The organism is Maricaulis sp. (assembly GCF_039978735.1).
Classification (GTDB): Bacteria; Pseudomonadota; Alphaproteobacteria; order Caulobacterales; family Maricaulaceae; genus Maricaulis.
Window position 1 is genome coordinate 1 of record NZ_JBDWAS010000028.1, and the last position, 16,870, is coordinate 16,870.

General features: G+C 66.4%; 18 protein-coding genes and 1 tRNA gene. 10 read left to right on the top strand and 9 right to left on the bottom strand.

What is annotated here, in order from left to right; all coding sequences use genetic code 11:
- Positions 1 to 33: 33 nt before the first annotated feature.
- The 6 genes from ABJO18_RS07815 to sfsA all read right to left on the bottom strand — a co-directional run bounded on the left by ABJO18_RS07815 (position 34) and on the right by sfsA (position 6,373).
- Positions 34 to 1,797, bottom strand: coding sequence for an amidohydrolase family protein (locus ABJO18_RS07815; RefSeq protein WP_348507654.1), 1,764 nt, complete (start codon positions 1,795 to 1,797; stop codon positions 34 to 36).
- Between the two features lie 36 nt (positions 1,798 to 1,833).
- Entirely contained in the window at positions 1,834 to 2,514 is a 681-nt protein-coding gene (gene radC, locus ABJO18_RS07820; protein ID WP_291886838.1) for a DNA repair protein RadC, read from the bottom strand.
- Positions 2,515 to 2,517: 3 nt separating this feature from the next.
- On the bottom strand, positions 2,518 to 3,357 hold the full coding sequence (gene map / locus ABJO18_RS07825; RefSeq protein WP_291886840.1) for a type I methionyl aminopeptidase: 840 nt from the start codon (positions 3,355 to 3,357) through the stop codon (positions 2,518 to 2,520).
- Positions 3,358 to 3,448: 91 nt separating this feature from the next.
- The gene (locus ABJO18_RS07830) at positions 3,449 to 5,128 is read right to left on the bottom strand and encodes a M20/M25/M40 family metallo-hydrolase (protein ID WP_348507655.1); all 1,680 of its coding nucleotides are present in this window, start codon (positions 5,126 to 5,128) and stop codon (positions 3,449 to 3,451) included.
- Positions 5,129 to 5,204: 76 nt separating this feature from the next.
- Positions 5,205 to 5,669, bottom strand: coding sequence for an acyl-CoA thioesterase (locus ABJO18_RS07835; protein WP_348507656.1), 465 nt, complete (start codon positions 5,667 to 5,669; stop codon positions 5,205 to 5,207).
- The gene (gene sfsA / locus ABJO18_RS07840) at positions 5,666 to 6,373 is read right to left on the bottom strand and encodes a DNA/RNA nuclease SfsA (protein ID WP_348507657.1); all 708 of its coding nucleotides are present in this window, start codon (positions 6,371 to 6,373) and stop codon (positions 5,666 to 5,668) included. The genes ABJO18_RS07835 and sfsA overlap by 4 nt, the downstream gene beginning before the upstream one ends.
- A gap of 65 nt (positions 6,374 to 6,438) precedes the next feature.
- Here sfsA and ABJO18_RS07845 point away from each other — a divergent pair, with 65 nt between their 5' ends.
- From ABJO18_RS07845 to ABJO18_RS07860, 4 genes are all read left to right on the top strand, one after another.
- Positions 6,439 to 7,221 (top strand): molybdopterin-binding protein, encoded by a 783-nt coding sequence (locus ABJO18_RS07845; RefSeq protein WP_348507658.1) that lies wholly within the window; start codon positions 6,439 to 6,441, stop codon positions 7,219 to 7,221.
- 287 nt (positions 7,222 to 7,508) lie between these two features.
- Positions 7,509 to 9,182: a VWA domain-containing protein gene (locus tag ABJO18_RS07850; RefSeq protein WP_348507659.1), complete on the top strand. Its 1,674-nt coding sequence runs from the start codon at positions 7,509 to 7,511 to the stop codon at positions 9,180 to 9,182.
- A gap of 79 nt (positions 9,183 to 9,261) precedes the next feature.
- A tRNA-Leu gene (locus ABJO18_RS07855) sits at positions 9,262 to 9,348 on the top strand.
- Between the two features lie 391 nt (positions 9,349 to 9,739).
- Complete coding sequence (locus ABJO18_RS07860; RefSeq protein WP_348507660.1) at positions 9,740 to 9,901, top strand: hypothetical protein; 162 nt, start codon at positions 9,740 to 9,742, stop codon at positions 9,899 to 9,901.
- Between the two features lie 12 nt (positions 9,902 to 9,913).
- Here ABJO18_RS07860 and ABJO18_RS07865 read toward each other — a convergent pair whose 3' ends face one another.
- Positions 9,914 to 10,096: a hypothetical protein gene (locus ABJO18_RS07865; RefSeq protein ID WP_271185967.1), complete on the bottom strand. Its 183-nt coding sequence runs from the start codon at positions 10,094 to 10,096 to the stop codon at positions 9,914 to 9,916.
- 219 nt (positions 10,097 to 10,315) lie between these two features.
- Here ABJO18_RS07865 and ABJO18_RS07870 point away from each other — a divergent pair, with 219 nt between their 5' ends.
- Positions 10,316 to 11,782 carry a hypothetical protein gene (locus ABJO18_RS07870; protein ID WP_348515827.1) on the top strand — a complete coding sequence of 489 codons (1,467 nt, stop codon included), beginning with the start codon at positions 10,316 to 10,318 and terminating at the stop codon, positions 11,780 to 11,782.
- 60 nt (positions 11,783 to 11,842) lie between these two features.
- Here the strand turns inward: ABJO18_RS07870 and ABJO18_RS07875 are convergent, their stop codons facing one another.
- Positions 11,843 to 12,379 (bottom strand): SgcJ/EcaC family oxidoreductase, encoded by a 537-nt coding sequence (locus tag ABJO18_RS07875; protein WP_348508776.1) that lies wholly within the window; start codon positions 12,377 to 12,379, stop codon positions 11,843 to 11,845.
- 109 nt (positions 12,380 to 12,488) lie between these two features.
- Between ABJO18_RS07875 and ABJO18_RS07880 the strand changes: the two genes are divergently transcribed.
- The 5 genes from ABJO18_RS07880 (at position 12,489) to ABJO18_RS07900 (ending at position 16,316) form a co-directional block, all read left to right on the top strand.
- Positions 12,489 to 13,307, top strand: coding sequence for a LytTR family DNA-binding domain-containing protein (locus ABJO18_RS07880; RefSeq protein WP_348508777.1), 819 nt, complete (start codon positions 12,489 to 12,491; stop codon positions 13,305 to 13,307).
- A gap of 83 nt (positions 13,308 to 13,390) precedes the next feature.
- Positions 13,391 to 14,536 carry a site-2 protease family protein gene (locus tag ABJO18_RS07885; RefSeq protein ID WP_348508778.1) on the top strand — a complete coding sequence of 382 codons (1,146 nt, stop codon included), beginning with the start codon at positions 13,391 to 13,393 and terminating at the stop codon, positions 14,534 to 14,536.
- Between the two features lie 43 nt (positions 14,537 to 14,579).
- Positions 14,580 to 15,032 carry a GFA family protein gene (locus ABJO18_RS07890; protein ID WP_348508779.1) on the top strand — a complete coding sequence of 151 codons (453 nt, stop codon included), beginning with the start codon at positions 14,580 to 14,582 and terminating at the stop codon, positions 15,030 to 15,032.
- 130 nt (positions 15,033 to 15,162) lie between these two features.
- On the top strand, positions 15,163 to 15,693 hold the full coding sequence (locus ABJO18_RS07895) for a PadR family transcriptional regulator (protein WP_348508780.1): 531 nt from the start codon (positions 15,163 to 15,165) through the stop codon (positions 15,691 to 15,693).
- The gene (locus ABJO18_RS07900; RefSeq protein ID WP_348508781.1) at positions 15,687 to 16,316 is read left to right on the top strand and encodes a GyrI-like domain-containing protein; all 630 of its coding nucleotides are present in this window, start codon (positions 15,687 to 15,689) and stop codon (positions 16,314 to 16,316) included. Before ABJO18_RS07895 ends, ABJO18_RS07900 begins: the two co-directional genes overlap by 7 nt.
- Before the next feature lie 143 nt (positions 16,317 to 16,459).
- Here ABJO18_RS07900 and ABJO18_RS07905 read toward each other — a convergent pair whose 3' ends face one another.
- A complete protein-coding gene (locus ABJO18_RS07905; RefSeq protein ID WP_348508782.1) occupies positions 16,460 to 16,714 on the bottom strand; it encodes a hypothetical protein in 255 nt (84 codons plus the stop codon).
- Positions 16,715 to 16,870 lie beyond the last annotated feature (156 nt).

Below are 16,870 nucleotides of genomic sequence, written 5' to 3' on the forward strand. Positions count from 1 at the left end.
CCGGGCAGGTGATGCGGCGGTCTCAGCTGCCGGTCAGCCGCCGGTGAGCTGGCCCCAGGCGGCGGCGAGCGCCAGGCGGAGCCGGTGCCAGGTCCAGGGGCGTGTGTCGATGCGGCGGCCGGCGACCCAGGTGCCGCGCACGGTTGCGGTTTCGCCCGCCTCGATAGCGGTGACAGGATCGCGGTCGAACCAGGTGAGATCGGCGCGCTTGCCCGGTTCCAGCGAGCCGATCTCCTGCTCCAGCTGCAATTGCCGGGCGGCGCCGAGCGTCATCAGCTCCAGCGCGGTCTCTGCCGGAACCGGATCGCCCAGCGCGGTGCCATCGCGTGTGGCGCGGGTGACGGGCAGGGCCATGACGCGCAGGGCGTCGATATCGCTGGCGGGATGATCGCCGTGAAGGGTGACAATCGCGCCCCGTTCGACGGCGTCGGCGACGGGCATGTAGCGCGCGGCGCGTCCGGCACCGAACAGCGCATCCAGCCGATGGCCGTAATTGCCGATATGGTCGGGGAAGAAACCCAGCGTGACATCCATTTCGCGGGCCCGGTCGATCTGCTGCGGCGTGATCAGGGCGAGATGTTCCAGCCGGTGGCGGGTGGCGATGCCGGGATGGGCAGCCTGCGCGGCGGCGATGGCGTCCAGCGCCACATCGACGGCGCGTTCGCCCTGCACATGGAAGACCATCTGTACGCCTTGGGCCTGGGCTGCCAGCGCCAGGGCGTTGGCAGCATCCGGTGTCGTCGCCAGCGGGGCGGACCAGCCGGCCTCCAGGCCCAGCACATCGCGGGTGAGGGGTGTGTCGGCATAGGGTTCGGCCGTGGCCGCGCCGCCGGTGAAGGGCGAGCCGTCGATCCAGGCCTTCATTCCCGCCACACGGCGCAGCGCGTCGCGGTCGTCTGTGTCGTCGAACAGGTGACGTCCGCGCGCCCAGTTGCCGGGTGCCGTGTAGAGCACGGTGTTGAGCACCGGCCGCTCTGTCGCGGCAACGCGCTCCAGCACGGCCAGCGGATCGCGCGCCCGGCCGACCAGCGAGGCAATGCCGATCGTGGTGTAGCCGGCCCGGGCATAGCGGTCATAGGCACCGGAGAGGAGGTAGACGAGCGCGGCATCGGAAGGCTCCGGCACGCCTGCCATGATCTGGCGCACGGCGCTGACCTCGACGGCACGGCCGGTCAGCGCGCCGGCGGCATCGCGCTCGAAATGTCCGTCGGCCGGATCCGGCGTGTCGGCCGTGATCCCGGCCGCGGCGAGGGCGGCGGAATTGGCGAAGGCCTCGTGCATCATCTGGGTGAGGATCACCATCGGCCGCTCGGGTGACAGCGCATCCAGCTCGGCCAGCGAGGGCGGGGTCATGCCGTCCAGCATCACCGGGTCCCAGCCAAAGGCGATCAGCCACGGCGAGGGACCGCCTTCCTCCACGGCCTCGGTCAGCCGCTCCATCACAGCCTCGCGGCTGTCGAAACGCACGCCGGAGATATCAACCGCGGCGCCCAGCAGCGCCGTGGCGAGCGGGTGGGTGTGCGGTTCGATCAGACCCGGCGTCAGCGTGCCGCCTTCCAGATCGACCCGGTGGGCAAGGAAGGGCGCCGCTGCGAACACCTCGGCCCGGCTGCCCACCGCCGCGACGCGGCCATTGCGGACATAGAGCGCTTCCACCGTGCCGGCCCCGGCCAGCGTGCGGATATCGCCATTGAGGAAGACCAGATGCGCCGCCTGCCGCGGCTCGCGCGCCAGTCCCGCGAAAAGGCCAGCAAGGATGAGGATCAGGCCCGCCAGGGCCATGAGAAAACGTTTCATGGCTGCGAGCTTAGCAGGCTGACGCGGCGAGGCGAGCTACATCAGCCCCAGCGTCTTGAAACTGGCCGTATTCTCCCGGCCGATCACGAGGTGGTCGTGCAGCACGATGTCGAAGGGTTTGCAGATATCCGCCAAGGTGCGGGTCATCTCGATATCGGCCTGGCTGGGCGTGGCATCGCCGGAGGGGTGATTGTGCACCAGGATCAGGGCCGTGGCCTCGTGCGCCAGGGCGCGCTTGACGACTTCGCGCGGATAGACCGGGGCGTGGTCGATCGTGCCTTCGCCCAGCACCTCGTCGGCGATCAGCCGGTTCTTGCGGTCCAGGAAGAGCACGCGGAACTGTTCGGTCGTGGCGTGCTGCATGGCGGTGCGGCAATAGGTGACGAGCGCCGACCAGGACGCGATGACGGGGCGGCCGATCACCTGTTCGCGGGCCAGCCTTTCGGCGAGCGCCTTGATGAGCTTGAGTTCGGCGGCGGTCTTCTCGCTGACCCCCTTCACGGTGACCAGCTGATCGACGGAGGCCGAGGCCACGCCGCCCAGATCGCCGAAGCGGGCGATCAGGTCCTTCGCGATGGGCTTGACGTCGCGCCGCGGGATGCAGCGGAAGAGGTAGAGTTCCAGCAATTCATAATCGTGAAGCGCCAAAGAACCCGCAGAGGTTAGTTTTTCGCGCAGCCGGTCCCGATGGCCTGTATGATGCGCGAGATCGGTCATGGATCAGCGGTTATAGGGCGGCCGGTCGAGGCCCTTGGGGGATTTGGTGAAAATCTCCACCCCGTCCTCGGTGACGCCGCAGGAATGCTCGAACTGGGCCGAGAGCGACTTGTCGCGCGTCACGGCGGTCCAGCCATCGGAGAGGACTTTCACGTCCGGACGGCCCAGATTCAGCATCGGCTCGACGGTGAAGAACATGCCCGGCTTCAGCTCGGGGCCTTCGCCATGCTCGCCGAAATGCAGCACATTCGGGCTGTCGTGGAAGTTCTGGCCCAGGCCGTGGCCGCAGAAATCGCGCACGATGGAGCAGCGGCGGCTCTCGCCATATTCCTGGATGATCGCGCCGATCGTGCCCAGCGTGACGCCCGGCTTGATCGCCTCGATACCCGCCATCATCGCTTCATAGGTCGTGTCGATGAGGATTTCGGCCTTCCGCTTCGGCTCGCCCGCCACATACATGCGGCTGGTATCGCCGTGCCAGCCATCGACGATCACGGTGACGTCGATATTGAGGATATCGCCATTGCGCAGCGGTTTGGGGCCGGGAATGCCGTGGCAGACCACATGGTTCAGCGAGGTGCACAGCGAGTGGCGGTAACCCCGGTAGAACAGGGTCGCCGGCATGGAGCCATGATCGAAGGCGTACTCGCGCGCCAGCTTGTCGAGATGCTCGGTCGTGACGCCGGGTGCGACCTCTGCGGTCAGCATGTCGAGGATCTCTGCCGCCAGGCGGCCAGCCTTGCGCATGCCGGCAAAGCCTTCCGGCCCGTGCAGCTTGATCTTGCCGTCGCGCGGTGCGCTGGCGGCGTCCTCGTCGGTCACGATCTCGTAGGCTGTCGTCAAGTCAGCAGTCCTCCATCTGGTCCTTATATACAAAAGCGCGCGCCGTTTGGGACGGCGCGCGCCTGCATTTTCTTCGCAATTGCGGAGAGGGTCAGTCTTCGCCAGCGTAGAGATTGCCGAAGAAGCTGTCCTCGTTCCACGCCGGCCGCTCGTCGGCGTCGGCGATTTCGCGGGCGATCATGTAGTTGATGTTGGCAAACTTGGCGCCCTGTTCGAACAGAACCTCCAGCTCGCCGTCCAGCTGGTCGGTCGGGCGGTGGTAGTGGGTGTTCAGGAAGCCCATGAAGCCTTCACCCTCGTCCCAGCGCGGATCCGGCGAGGAGAAGCCGGTCATCAGGAAGAGCGAGGGCACGCCTTCGCGCACGAAGTTGTAGTGGTCCGAGCGCACGAAGAGCGATTGTTCCGGCAGCGGGTCCGGGCTGATGGCCACATCCAGCTGGGCGGCCGCGCGCGTGGCGATCGGGCCGAGATTGGAGTGGTTGGCGCCGAAGGCGATCACGTCGGAGAAATCATAGACGATGACCGGCATGTCCAGATTGACATTGGCAACGATCTGCTCGGCCGGAACCGTGGGATTGCGGGCGAAATGCTCGGACCCCAGCAGGCCCTTTTCTTCCGCCGCCAGGGCAACGAAGACGATGGTCCGGCGCGGCGTGCCCTCTTCCAGGAAGGTGCGGGCCGTTTCCAGCATGATCGACACGCCCGAGGCGTTGTCGACGGCGCCGTTGCAGATCACGTCCTCTTCGTCCGAGGTGCGGCAGGTGCCGCTGGCCCGCTCCAGCTGGCCATCATTGCCGATATGGTCGAGGTGAGCCGTGAGGACGACGATTTCATCGGCCAGTTCCGGATCGGCGCCGCGGATCATGCCGACGACATTGGGATCGCTGAACGGTTCGGAAATCGTGCGCTGGCGCATGGTAACGGTGTGCGGCAGGTCGAAGCGCGGGAAGCTCGGCTCCTCGGCCTCCACTGCGGCGTTGACCTCTTCCAGGCTCATTTCCGCGCCTTCGAACAGGGCCGCGGCCAGATCGGCGCCGACGCTGGCGGACACCTGGATATCGTCATAGCCGGACGGGCCGGTGGCCGGGGTCAGGCGGGTGGCCGGCAGGGAGGCATAGCCGTCCGCATAGCCCGCAGTGCGCTCATTGTCCCAGTCGGTCAGCGTGATCATGCCGATCGCACCATGGGCGGCGGCGACATCGCGCTTTGTGGTGGAGGAGTTGTGATGGGCGCGCTCTTCGCTGAGGCCTTCGAACACCCCGCCGGGAACACCGCCGAGCACGACCACGATCTTGCCGTCGACATCCACGTCCGCATAGTCGTCATGACCGCGATTGGCCGCCGACACACCGTGTCCGACAAATACCAGCTCGCCGGTCACTTCGGCTTCCAGAACGGACGGGTTCGACCAGATCACGACACCTTCGCCCTGGGCATACTCGGTGCCGTCGAGGCTGAAGCGGTTGTATTCGCCGTCAGCGTGGACGTCCTGCATCGGCACGTCGGCGAAATAGGTGCCGTTGTCGCCGGCCGGCTCGAGGCCCAGAAGGCGCATTTGCGAGGCGACATAATTGGCGGCGATCTCGTAGCCGTCCGATCCCGTATCGCGGCCGCCCATATAGTCGGACGCCAGGAAGCGGATATGGGCTTCGATATTGCCGGCGCTCACGTCCGGCGTGAACGCGGCGGCGGTCTGCGTGTCGGTCGAGCCGGTCTCGGTGTTGCACGCGACCAGCGCCAGGCCGGCAATTGCCGGAACCAGATACTTCATCAGTAAGGCCTCCCCCAGAGGTGATATCCGGCGCGGACTATAGGCCGGACAGGCCCGGGCACAATGTTACGGGGCTTTAATCTGCAGCGGCGAGCGCCTCGGCGACCGAAGGCAGGACGGAATAGTGCTCGCGGAAAATCCGGGTCATGCGCGCCGGGCGTCCGGTAGAAAGCTGGAAACACACGACTTTCGTCAGTGCCCGGAACACCGTCATGCCGTCCTTTACCCGCTTGAACTGATAGCGCCGCTCGGCGCGCAGACGCCCGTCCGACTGGGTGATCCAGACCGCGCAGTCCAGCTCGTCGCCGACACGCACATGGCCCAGATAGTCTGCCTCGGTGCGGATGATGGCGATGCCGCGATCCTCGGTCTGGCAGGCATCCATGGAATAGCCCTTCGCCCACCAATGGGTCCAGGCGGCCGCATCGGCCCATTCCAGATAGCGCGCATTATTGGCGTGACCGAACGCGTCCATGTCGGCCTCGGTCACCGCAATGCGGTGAATATAGGGATCGGGCAGGTCCCAGCCGGTCTCGCTCATGCACCCAGCTCCACTGTCATCGGGGTGGTGACGGCAATGCCGTCTATTGTCACGTGGCAGGCATAGGCGAGCACTTCAACACCCGCCGCTGCCGCCTCGCGCAGGGTTGCCGCGTAAACCGGGTCGATATCCCCGGCCGGGCGCAGGGTGTGGCAGTCGCTGCGCTGGACGATGAAGAGCTGCACGGCGCGGTCGCCCGCTGCGACCTGTGCGGCGAGTTCGCCCAGATGCTTGGCCCCGCGGCTGGTCACCCCGTCGGGAAATTCCGCAATCCCGGGACCGCGTTGCCAGTGGACATTCTTCACCTCGACCCAACAGGGCGGCTGTCCGGCGCTTTCCAGCAGCAGGTCGATGCGGGAATTCTCGCCATACTTCACCTCGCGGCGCAGGCTGTCATGACCGGCCAGCTCTGCAATCACGCCGGCATTCACCGCTTCCTCGGCCAGCGCGTTGGCCGTGTTGGGCAGGGCGCCGATAATCGTGCCTTCTGCCTCCACCAGCTCCCAGGTGTATTTCAGCTTGCGTTTGGGATTGTCCGATTGCGACAGCCACACTTTCAGACCGGGCTCCTTGATGCCTGTCATGGCGCCGGTATTGGCGCAGTGGGCGGTCACTTCCGTGCCGTCGTCCAGCGTCACATCGGCGAAGAAGCGCTTGTAGCGTCTGACCAGACGGCCGGGGATGAGCGGTTGGGGAAATTTCATGGCTTGGACTTCCTGGCGTCTGCCTCATATACCCCCTCGAAGGGCACGATGAAGGATGGAATCACATGGCGGATACCCGGCGCGTCACGGCAGCGGTTCTCCTGATCGGCGACGAGGTGCTCTCCGGCCGCACCCAGGACAGGAATCTCCAGCAGATCGCGCAATTCCTGGCGCCGCTGGGGATCAATGTCATCGAGGCGCGCACCGTGCCGGATATCGAGGACGAGATTGTCGAGGCGGTGAACACGCTGCGCGCCAAGGCCGATTATGTCTTCACCACGGGCGGTATCGGTCCGACCCATGACGACATCACCGCCGACAGCATCGCAAAGGCCTTCGGCATGACCATCGATGTCCGTGCCGACGCGCTGGCGATCATCGAGGAATGGTACGACAAGACGAAGACGCCGGTCACCGAGAGCCGCAAGCGCATGGCGCGCATCCCCGAGGGCTCGTCGCTGATCAAGAACCCGGTCACCGGCGCGCCGGGCTTCCAGACCGGCAATGTCTTCACCATGGCCGGCGTGCCCGCGATCTGCCGCGGCATGTTGGAGGATATCGCCCACCGCCTGGAAGGCGGCACGGTCACGCTGTCGCGCTCGGTGAAGGGCGATAATCTGCGCGAGGGCGAGATCGCGGAAAAACTGGGCGAGCTGCAGGAGGAAAATCCCGGCGTCTCGATCGGCTCCTATCCCTATTTCATCGAGGTGAAGGCCGGCGAGGTCCGCCGCGGCACGCATCTCGTCGCCCGCTCCACCGACAAGCGCGCCCTGGCCCGCGTCATCGACGCCATCGCCGACCTCGTCCAGGACCTCGGCTACGAACCGCGCATCGATCCGGAGGAGTAGGGGGCTTTCCTCCGCAAGACCTGGGGAAGAAAGACTCACCTTTTTCCCGGACGGAAGCCTGCGGAGGCAGGCTGAAGATCCGGGACCCAGCGAACGGGTAGCGAGCGCGATGCTCGTCCTGCCGGTCCCGGCGCTGCGTCCCGCCTGCGCGGGACATCCGGCCGGGAGAAACCGGCTGGGTGATTGAGAACGATTGCCCCCAAATGGCCCCGCTTTCGTCTTTCGGTTGCACCGGCTTTCATGGTGCTGCTTGATGCGAGGGACCTGACGGGAAGGGGAGTGCTTCCATGAAACGCGCAATCTTGCTGGCGAGCGCCTTCGGCGTCGCTGTGGCCGGCTGTACGGCCACGACAAGCGAGCCCGGCGAAGTGGCCGAACGGGACGAGGAATACCGGACGCCGCCACCTCCGCCGCCCCCGCCGCCGGCCTCGGCCGACTACATCACCGTCACCGGCGCCCGGCTCGCAGGCGCACCCGCGCCCATGGTCAGCCCGCGTCCCTGGCCGCAACCCGAACCGGAAGACCGCGAGCGCTATGACGATACCGATGCCAATCCGGTCGTCTCCACGGCGGACGAACCCGTCTCCACCTTCTCCATCGATGTCGACACGGCCAGCTATGCGGTGGTGCGCGACTATCTGATCGACAGCCGCGAACTGCCGCCCTCCGATGCGGTGCGGATCGAGGAGATGATCAATTATTTCGATTACGACTACGCCCTGCCGCCGGGACCGGACGAGCCCTTTGCCACCCATGTCACGGTGACGCCCAACCCCTGGAACTCATCCACCCAGCTGATGCATGTCGGCATCCAGGGCTTCGAGATCGTGCCGGACGAGCGGCCGCGGGCCAATCTGGTCTTCCTGATCGATGTCTCCGGCTCGATGAATTCGCCGGACAAGCTGCCGCTCGCCGTACAGGCCATGCACATGCTGGTCGACGAGCTGGAGCCTGAGGACACAGTGTCCCTCGTGGTCTATGCGGGCGCGGCCGGTGCCGTGCTCGAGCCGACCGAGGCGCGCAATGCGCGGCGTATCCACGAGGCGCTCGACCGTCTGCATGCGGGCGGTTCGACCGCTGGCGGGGCCGGTCTGGAACTGGCCTATTCGCTGGCGCGGGAGAATTTCGACGAGGACGCGGTGAACCGCGTCATGCTGCTCACCGATGGCGATTTCAATGTCGGCGTCACGCGCGACGAGAGCCTGGAAGACTATGTCGCCCGCCAGCGCGACAGCGGCATCTATCTCTCCGTGATGGGTTTTGGCCGCGGCAATTACAATGACCGCATGATGCAGCGCATCGCCCAGGCCGGGAACGGCACGGCGGGCTATATCGACAGCCGCCAGGAAGCACGCCGCATGCTGGTCGAGGAGAGCTTCTCTGCGCTCTTCCCGATCGCCAATGATGTGAAGATCCAGGTCGAGTTCAATCCGGCCCGCGTCGCGGAATACCGGCTGATCGGCTATGAGACACGCCTTCTGGACCGGGCCGACTTCAACAATGACGCCGTCGATGCCGGCGAGGTGGGCTCGGGCCATGCCGTGACCGCGATCTACGAGATCGCCGCGCCGGGATCGGAAGGCGTGCTGATGGACCCGCTGCGCTATGGCGGGGCGTCCCGGCCGGCTGCAGACCTCTCCGGCGAATACGGTCTCCTGCGCCTGCGCTACAAGGAGCCCGGCGAGGATGAGAGCATCCTGATGGAACGCACGGTCACCGATGCCGACACGGTCAGGACGTTCGACGATGCGGACACTGAAGTGCGTTTCTCCATCGCCGTGGCGGGCTTTGCCCAATTGCTGCGCGGCGACCCCTATCTGCAGGACGGATACAGCTGGGAGGCCGTCGCCGAGGACGCCGGATCGGCCCTCGGCGAAGACGAATTCGGCTACCGCGCCGAATTCCTGGAGCTTGTGGAACGCGCCCGCCGCATCGATGAAGGCAGGGGGCTGAAGGAGTAGCCAGGGCGGGCTGCCGGAGGGCTGACCGGCCCTCTGGCCTGCCCTGCAAACCGGTGTAGGATCGCCCCGCACCACCGGCGCGGGCGTGGCGGAATTGGTAGACGCAGCAGACTTAAAATCTGCCGGCCGCAAGGCCGTGCCGGTTCAATCCCGGCCGCCCGCACCATTCGAAGTCGGTCTGCCGAAGGCAGAAAAATCGATCCAGTGAATCGATTTTAGACGCAGAATGCCCCGGCAGGGGCCAACGCCCTGCGGGCTTCGGGTGGCAAGCCACCCGCAGCGCGCACTCCGGGCGAAGCGGTGCCCTCCGAAGCCTTGGCGAAGGGGGGCATGTTCGCGACACCTACGATTCCCCTCAGCCTTAGAGTGGCAAGCCACCCGCAGCGCGCAGCCGGGGCGAAGCGGCTTGTCCTCCGAAGTTTCAGCGAAGGAGGGCTGTCGAGCACAGGCTCCCGATCCCTTCATGCGATCACTCCGCAAACGTCTCGATATTTTCGTGTGCTTTCCGGTCGCACGACCTATAATCGTGTCATCGGAGCCGTAGCGGGAGGCGTGTTGTGCGCAGTCTGGAAGCAAGACGGGAAGGCAGGAAGCCCCTGCGCTGGAGCCTGATCGTCCTGGCGCTGGCGGCATTGGCCATTTTTGTCCTGCCCGCGTCCTACCGGCTGGGACATTCCCTGACCACGCAATACATCAAGGCGAACGACCCGTCCCTCTGACGCGCTCGCCCCCTAGCGGCAGAGCGTTTGCGAGGTCAGCAGGTTGCCGGCTTCGTCATAGGTGTTGCGGATCACGCAGTCGTCGGACGACAGGTGCGCCACGGCGCGCTGGACGGCCATGGCGAGCACGAAGACCGCACCGATCACGATCACGGCCTGCATGGCGACGGACATCCTGTTGGTCGCGTTGAACATTTCCCGATTTCCCCCTTGCCCCGGCGTTCATACTAGCCGCGCGGGGCTCCGGTTTCAATTTTCTGCGGCGACGGTCATGTGCCGTCCATCTTTGCGTGCTCCGGCAACCCCTAGGGTCGGCGATGCGGAGGGATACGCATTGTGCGCCATCTGCCGGTCCCTGCATCCGATGGGGACGGGCGGCGCATCTGTTCGTTTGAACAACGGGGAGACAAGCGCGTGAAACTTCATCCAGTCCTGATCGCGGCCGCCGGCGTCCTGGCAACCGCCACGCCCGCGCTGGCGCAGACGCCCGCCACCTGTCCGGCCGAGCCGGTGCGGCTCGATTTCGCCCATGCCGGCGGCAACCGGTTCGACGTCACCGTCGAGGCGCAAGGCGCCAGCGGTGTGCTCGACATTCTCTGGCGTCCGGGCGAGGGCGCACAGGACGGCACCGCCGACTTCATCGAGGATCTGCGCTTCAACGACGATCCGCGTCCCGCGCGCTATATGGGTTATGGCACCTGGCAGCATCCCGGCGGCGAGGCGGCCGGCTGGGACGGCTACAGCTACACCCTGGTCGCCGATCATGACCGGGCCGTCTGGGAGGTGGGCAAGGAGGAGACCGCCTACCGGTTCGACGACGCCTTCTATTTCACTGGCAATCCGGTGCTGGTGCTCAATCACGCCTGGACGGATTGCACCTTCGACATCGCCTTCGACCTGCCCGAGGGCTGGCAGGTGGTCGCGGCCTGGCCGCAGACGGGTCCCGGCCGCTACCGGGTCGAGGGGCTCAATGATGTGGTGCGCAATATCTTCGTGACCGGTCCGGGGCTGGCGCCGCAGACTTTCGACGTCGACGGCATGGCCGTCACCCTGCTCGCCCAGCAGCCGCTGGCGGACGGCGTGACCGATTTCCGCCGCGTGCTGGAGGACAGCCTGGCCCGCTATGCGCAGACTTTCGGCGGTGTGCCGATGGAGCGCTATCTCGTCGTCTTCGGCGAGGGGCAGATGAATGATGGCGGCGCCTTCGCCCAGAGTTTCGGCCAGCGCATGCCCGCGCCTTTCCGCCCGCACGAGCGCCTGATGTGGGCGCGCACCCTGGCGCACGAGACGTTGCACGCCTGGCTGGGCGTGACGATCCGGCCCGTGCCCTACGCCCAGTCGCAATGGTTCACCGAGGGCGGGGCGGATTATTTCGCCATGAAGACGCTCTACCGGGCTGGCCTGGTCGACGCGCACGACGTGATCTTCATGCTGGAAGGCCAGATCCGCCGCTTCCTGCTGGGGCGTATCGCCAGCGGCCCGGTCAGCCTGGCCGAGGCCGGTGAGGACAAGCAGGCAAACCGCCAGCTCGTCTATGGCGGCGGGGCGCTGTTCCACTATCTGCTCGATGCGCGCATGACCGAACAGTCCGGCCCCGGTGCCTATGAGGCGGCGCTGGAGAGCCTCTACCAGTCCGCCGATCGCGACTATTCCCAGGCCCGCCTGCTGGCCGCCCTCGATGCCCGTTCGGACGGGGCAGCCAGCGAGATCCTCGCGCTGCTGGACGGGCCCTTCGACCCGTTCGGTCTGCTGGATACGCTGGACGAGACCGGTCTCGCCACCGCGGCCTTCGGGCCGGACGAGATCCTGGTGCGCTTTGCGGCCGGCGACTGCGCCGGCTCGCGCGAGAATGCCTGCATGCCGGTTTTCCTGCGGCGCTAGCCGGATGGGGAATGCCGGCAGTAAGCCGGGCCGCGTGCAAGACGGCCCGGCTTTCAATGTCTAGCGCGCGTCCATGATGGCCGTGTGAGCGATGCGCCAGCCGTCCGGCGTGGCGGCGAGGACGAGGTGCATGTGGGTCCGGCGGGCGTCTTCCCCGGCATTGCGCGAGGCGCCGCGATGGCCGTCGGTATAGATGTGGATCACCGCGGCATCCGTGCCGATGAAGCGGATCGAGATCGTGCGCATGTTCAGCGTCTCTTCCGCCGACACTGCCGGATCGAATGCCGGGAAGAGCCGCTCGCGCAGGAAGGTTTCCAGCGCATCGCGGCCGCGGAACATGCGGGCATAGGCATTGATCCATTCCGTGTCGGCCGTGTGCAGCGCGGCGAGGGCGGCGGCGTCCTGGGACGACCAGGCCGATTTGAAGGCCGCGATGAAGGCGTCGATTTCGGCTTCGGCGCCGGGCGCGGCCTCGCCGAACACGGCAAATCCGGGAAGCTCACGGCGCTCCTGGGCGCCGGCAGAGGGGGCCGCCGTCACGGCGAGGGCCATCATCGGGACGAGGAAAAAGCGGGCAGCGCCTTGGACTGTGATCACGTTGTTACCTTTCATGTCGATTGGCTAGGATGCGCCGCGCACGGGACAGCCGCCGCGGCGGACCGGGCATGGACCGGCCGGCAGCGGCCGGCCAGCAAGGGAACGTGAAGTGTCGCAGCGTGTCGTGAACCGTCCGGAGACCGGCCTGACCGGCCCGCTCGCCCATCTGGCGGGCGTGCTGGTGCTCGCCGTCATGTTCTCGCTGGGCGGTGCCTATGACACGGACGAGCTGGGCCTGATGCACCGGCTCGCCCTGTGGCTCCTGGTCTCGATCCTCCTGGTCGGCCAGACCGTCGTGATCGAGCGCTTGCTGGCCCGCATCCTGCCGTCGCGGGGCGCATTCCGTCTGGTCTCCGGTACCGGTGCGGCGCTTTTGACCCTGCTTCTTGTCACGCTTGAACTCGACCTTCTGAAACAGACACCGCTCCTGCCCAAGGCGCGGGATCCTTTCTGGGAATTCCTCGCCTTCCTGGCACCGCTCGTGCTGACGCTCAGCGGCTTTATCCTCCTGCTGCGGGCGCTGGCCGGGATCGGCCCGGAGCGCCTGGCCGAGGAGGCGGAGGAGACGGTGCGCCTGATCGCTGCCCAGCCGGTGATTGCCGGTCTCCTGCCGGCCCCGTCACCGGCGGCGGGAGCCTTCGGCGACTGGCCGGCCGGCCGCGTGCTGAGCGTTCAGGCGAACGACCATTATCTCGACGTGACGGCGGAAAGCGGCCGCGTCTTCGTGCGCGGCCGCATGCGCGACGCGGTCGCCCGGCTGCGCGGCGAGGGCGGGGTGCAGATCCACCGCTCCTGGTGGGTGGCGCTGGACCGTATTGCGCGGATCGAGCGCGAGGGGCGCGACCATGTCGCCTGCCTCGTCTCGGGCGAGCGCATCCCCGTTGGCCGCTCGCGCGTGCGGGAGCTGCGCGGGCGCGGGCTTCTCTAGCCGCCGCTGCGCCGATATCGCGCAGGCGGGCCGGGTCTTATTCCGCTGGCGCGACCCCCGCCGGCTCGCCTATGTTGCAGCGCATGAGACCCTATATCTTTTCCTTCCGCATCGGCGGCGTCGTGGTGCGGGCCGAACCGTCCTGGCTGTTCCTGGCGCTGCTGGTCGGCTGGTCGCTGGCCTCGGGCTTCTTCCCCGGCCTGCGCGACGATTTCTCGCTGCCGGCCTATATCGCCATGGCGGTGGCGGGCGTGGCCGGGCTGACCTTTTCCATCATCGCCCACGAGCTGTCGCACACCTTCGTGGGCCGCGCCTTCGGCCTGCCGATCAATCATGTGACGCTCTTCCTGTTCGGCGGTGCAGCCGAGCTGGAGAGCGAGCCGGAAACGCCGATGAGCGAGCTCGTGATGGCGCTCGCCGGCCCGCTGATGAGCCTTGTCCTGGCGGGCGTCTTCGCGCTGGCCGGCGGTGCGCTGGTGCCGCAGGCTGCGGGCGACCCTGTTGGCGCGGTGGCGCTGGTGCTGGGCTATCTGTCGCTGATCAATCTCCTCCTGGCGATGTTCAACATGATCCCCGCCTTTCCGCTCGATGGCGGACGGGTGCTGCGCGCCATCCTGTGGCTGTTCACCGGCGACCGGCGCCGCGCCACCGGCTGGGCCAGCGGTGCGGGCGAGTTCTTCGCTTATGTCTTTATCGCCTCGGGCGCCGGGCTGGCGTTGTTTGCGGGCCAGATGGGCGGCATCTGGTGGGTGCTGATCGGCCTCTTCCTGCGCACGGCAGCGGTCTCGGCCCGCAATGAGCAGGACATGAAACACGCCCTGGCCGGTGTCGCGGTGGGCGAACTGGCCGGTCCCTTCGAGACCGCACAGGCCGATATGAGCGTGGCCGATTTCATCGAGGAGGTGCTGGTGCGCCATCACCGCGCCTGGGTGCCCGTGGTCGAGGCCGACGGCCAGCTGGTCGGCGGCGCCGGCGTGGAAGAGGCGCGGGCGGTTCCCGCCGCCGAACGCGCGTCGACGCCTGTGCGCCGCATCGCCCTGCCGGTGCGCGATAGCGAGCGGATCGAGGCGCCGCTGCGGGCCTCCGGCGCTTTTGCCCGCATGCAGCACGATCACCTCGCCCGGCTCTATGTGGTCAAGGACGACCAGCTTGCCGGCGTCGTCAGCCTGTCCGACCTGATGGAATACGCCCGCATGCGCCGCCTGTTCGACGGCGACGCCGCGGGCTGACAGGATCGGCGCACAGCCGATTCAGAGCGATGGAGCGCCAGCCATGAGCGAAAACCATGAACCCCACACCGGATCCTGCCGCTGCGGCCAGACCCGGATGGAAGTGACGGCACCGGCCCTGATCACCATGGCGTGCCATTGCGATGGCTGCCGCAAGATGACGTCCAGCGCGTTCTCGCTCAGCGCCATGGTCCCGGCGGAGGCTTTCCGCGTCGTCGGGGAGGAGCCGGTGAAGGGCGGGCTGCGCGGTCCCCAGCTCGACCATTATTTCTGCCCGCATTGCATGAGCTGGATGTTCACGCGGATCGTCGGCATGGACGCGCTGGTCAATGTCCGCGCGAGCCTGTTCGACACCCGCGACTGGGCCACCCCCTTCATCGAGACGATGACGTCGGAAAAACTCGACTGGGCCACAACACCCGCCGTCCACAGCTACCCGGCCTTCCCGCCGATGGAGGACTTCCAGTCGCTGATGACGGAGTATGCCGGGCGGTAGGTCCCGCTTGCAAAAGGCGATCCTTGGGCGTGTTTCCCGCCCCTCGTTGGCCGGATCCCGGTAGGTAGCCCGATGAAGGGCAAGGCGCTTGACGTCTGGCAGTCTATTATTCTAGCACTAGAATATGCCGGTGAACCTCACAGATGCCGAACTCCTGCTCCTTGGACTCGTCTCCGAGATGCCGCGCCACGGGTATGAGCTGGAACAGGTCATCGAAACACGGGGGATGCGGGAGTGGACGCAGGTCGGCTTCTCATCAATCTATTTTGTGCTTGGCAAGCTTGAGAAGGCAGGGCTCGTCGCGGCCGGGCGGCCCACGGGTGCCAAAGCACGAAAGACGTTCTGCATCACCCCATCTGGCCGTGAGGTCCTGTGCGAACAGACCATTGCGGCCCTTGGCTCCTATCGTCCCACCTTCTCATCGCTTCTGCTCGGAATGGTGCACTGGCACGTGCTGTCACGCGATGCGGCGTTGAAGGCCCTGGAGACGCGCTTGTCGTCCGTTGCTGCAGAAATGGAGCGGCTGGAGCGCGTGCGCCGGCAAAGGCAGCCCATGCCTGATCATGTCGAGAGTCTTTTCGACTTCTCGGCCGGCCAGCTGAACGCCGAGCGGAGCTGGATCAACACCACACTGGACTATATGAGGGCCAAGCCATGGTAGACGGTGCACTGACAGATCTGACACAGGACCGGGCCACATTACGTGCGCTATACGCACCACCGGCTGGCGCGTTCAGCATGGTTGATGTGCCCGGGCTTCCCTTCGCGATCCTGGACGGCGAAGGCCCGCCTGAACCGGCCTCCATCCAAGCCGCGGTGAAGGCCCTCTACACCGCAATCTACGCGATCCGGCGCGAAGCCCGGGAGCGAATGGGCAAGTCCTTTGTCGAACCGCCGGTGGAAGTCGTTTATTGGGCGGACGATATGCGCGACCTGGCAGCGGGCAATCGCGAGAAATGGCGTTGGCGCGTGCAGATTACCTTGCCGGTCTGGGCCGGCGCACAAAGACTGCAGGACTCGGTGGCTGATGCGCGCCACGTACTGGGTGACAAGCCTGCTGTTCGATGGGAGATGCTGACCGAAGGCAAGTGCGTGCAGTTCCTGCATGTCGACGAAACGGACGGCCTTCCGGAGATTTTGGAAGGGCTCTACGGCGACTACCTGCCACAGCAAGGTCTGGAACCGGATGGCCCCTATCACGAGATCTACCTCGATGACTGGAGCCGCGTCGCTCCGCAACGGCGCAAGATCATCCTCCGGCAGCCGGTGCGCTCGACGAAGTAGGGAAAGGACTGGCGCAAGCCTTTCCTGCAAGGGCCGTCTCCGTCCCTTCGGAACACCTTCCCCATCAAGGGGAAGGACGACGTGCGCGCATTTATCAGCCTCTCCTCCCTCGCCCATCAAGGGCGAGGACCCAAGACCTCCGCCTACAGCGCCCGGCCGAAATCGGCGCTGGCCAGCATGATGGTCACCAGCATCACCGGTGCCAGGGTCAGGGCGAGGGCCATGATGATGACGGGGCCGAACACCCAGCTGGCCAGGGCGACGCCCATCAGAAGATTGATCAGGAAAGGCAGGAGGGCGCGTTCCGGATCGCGCGCCACTTCCCGGCACATGCCGCCGAGAAGGGGCACCGCCAGGATGAGGCGGCCGGTCAGTCGAAAGGGAAGCGTGAGCAGCATGCAGGTCTCCGGTGAGGGGCAGGGGAATCGCATATGAGATTTGAGGTTGCGTTGATTGGTGTTGCGGATTCGGTTGGTGTCTTGTTTTGGAGTGCTGCCGATGTTTTCCGAGCTTCCCGATCCGCGAGCGGCCAATGCCCGTCATCGCCTTTGTGA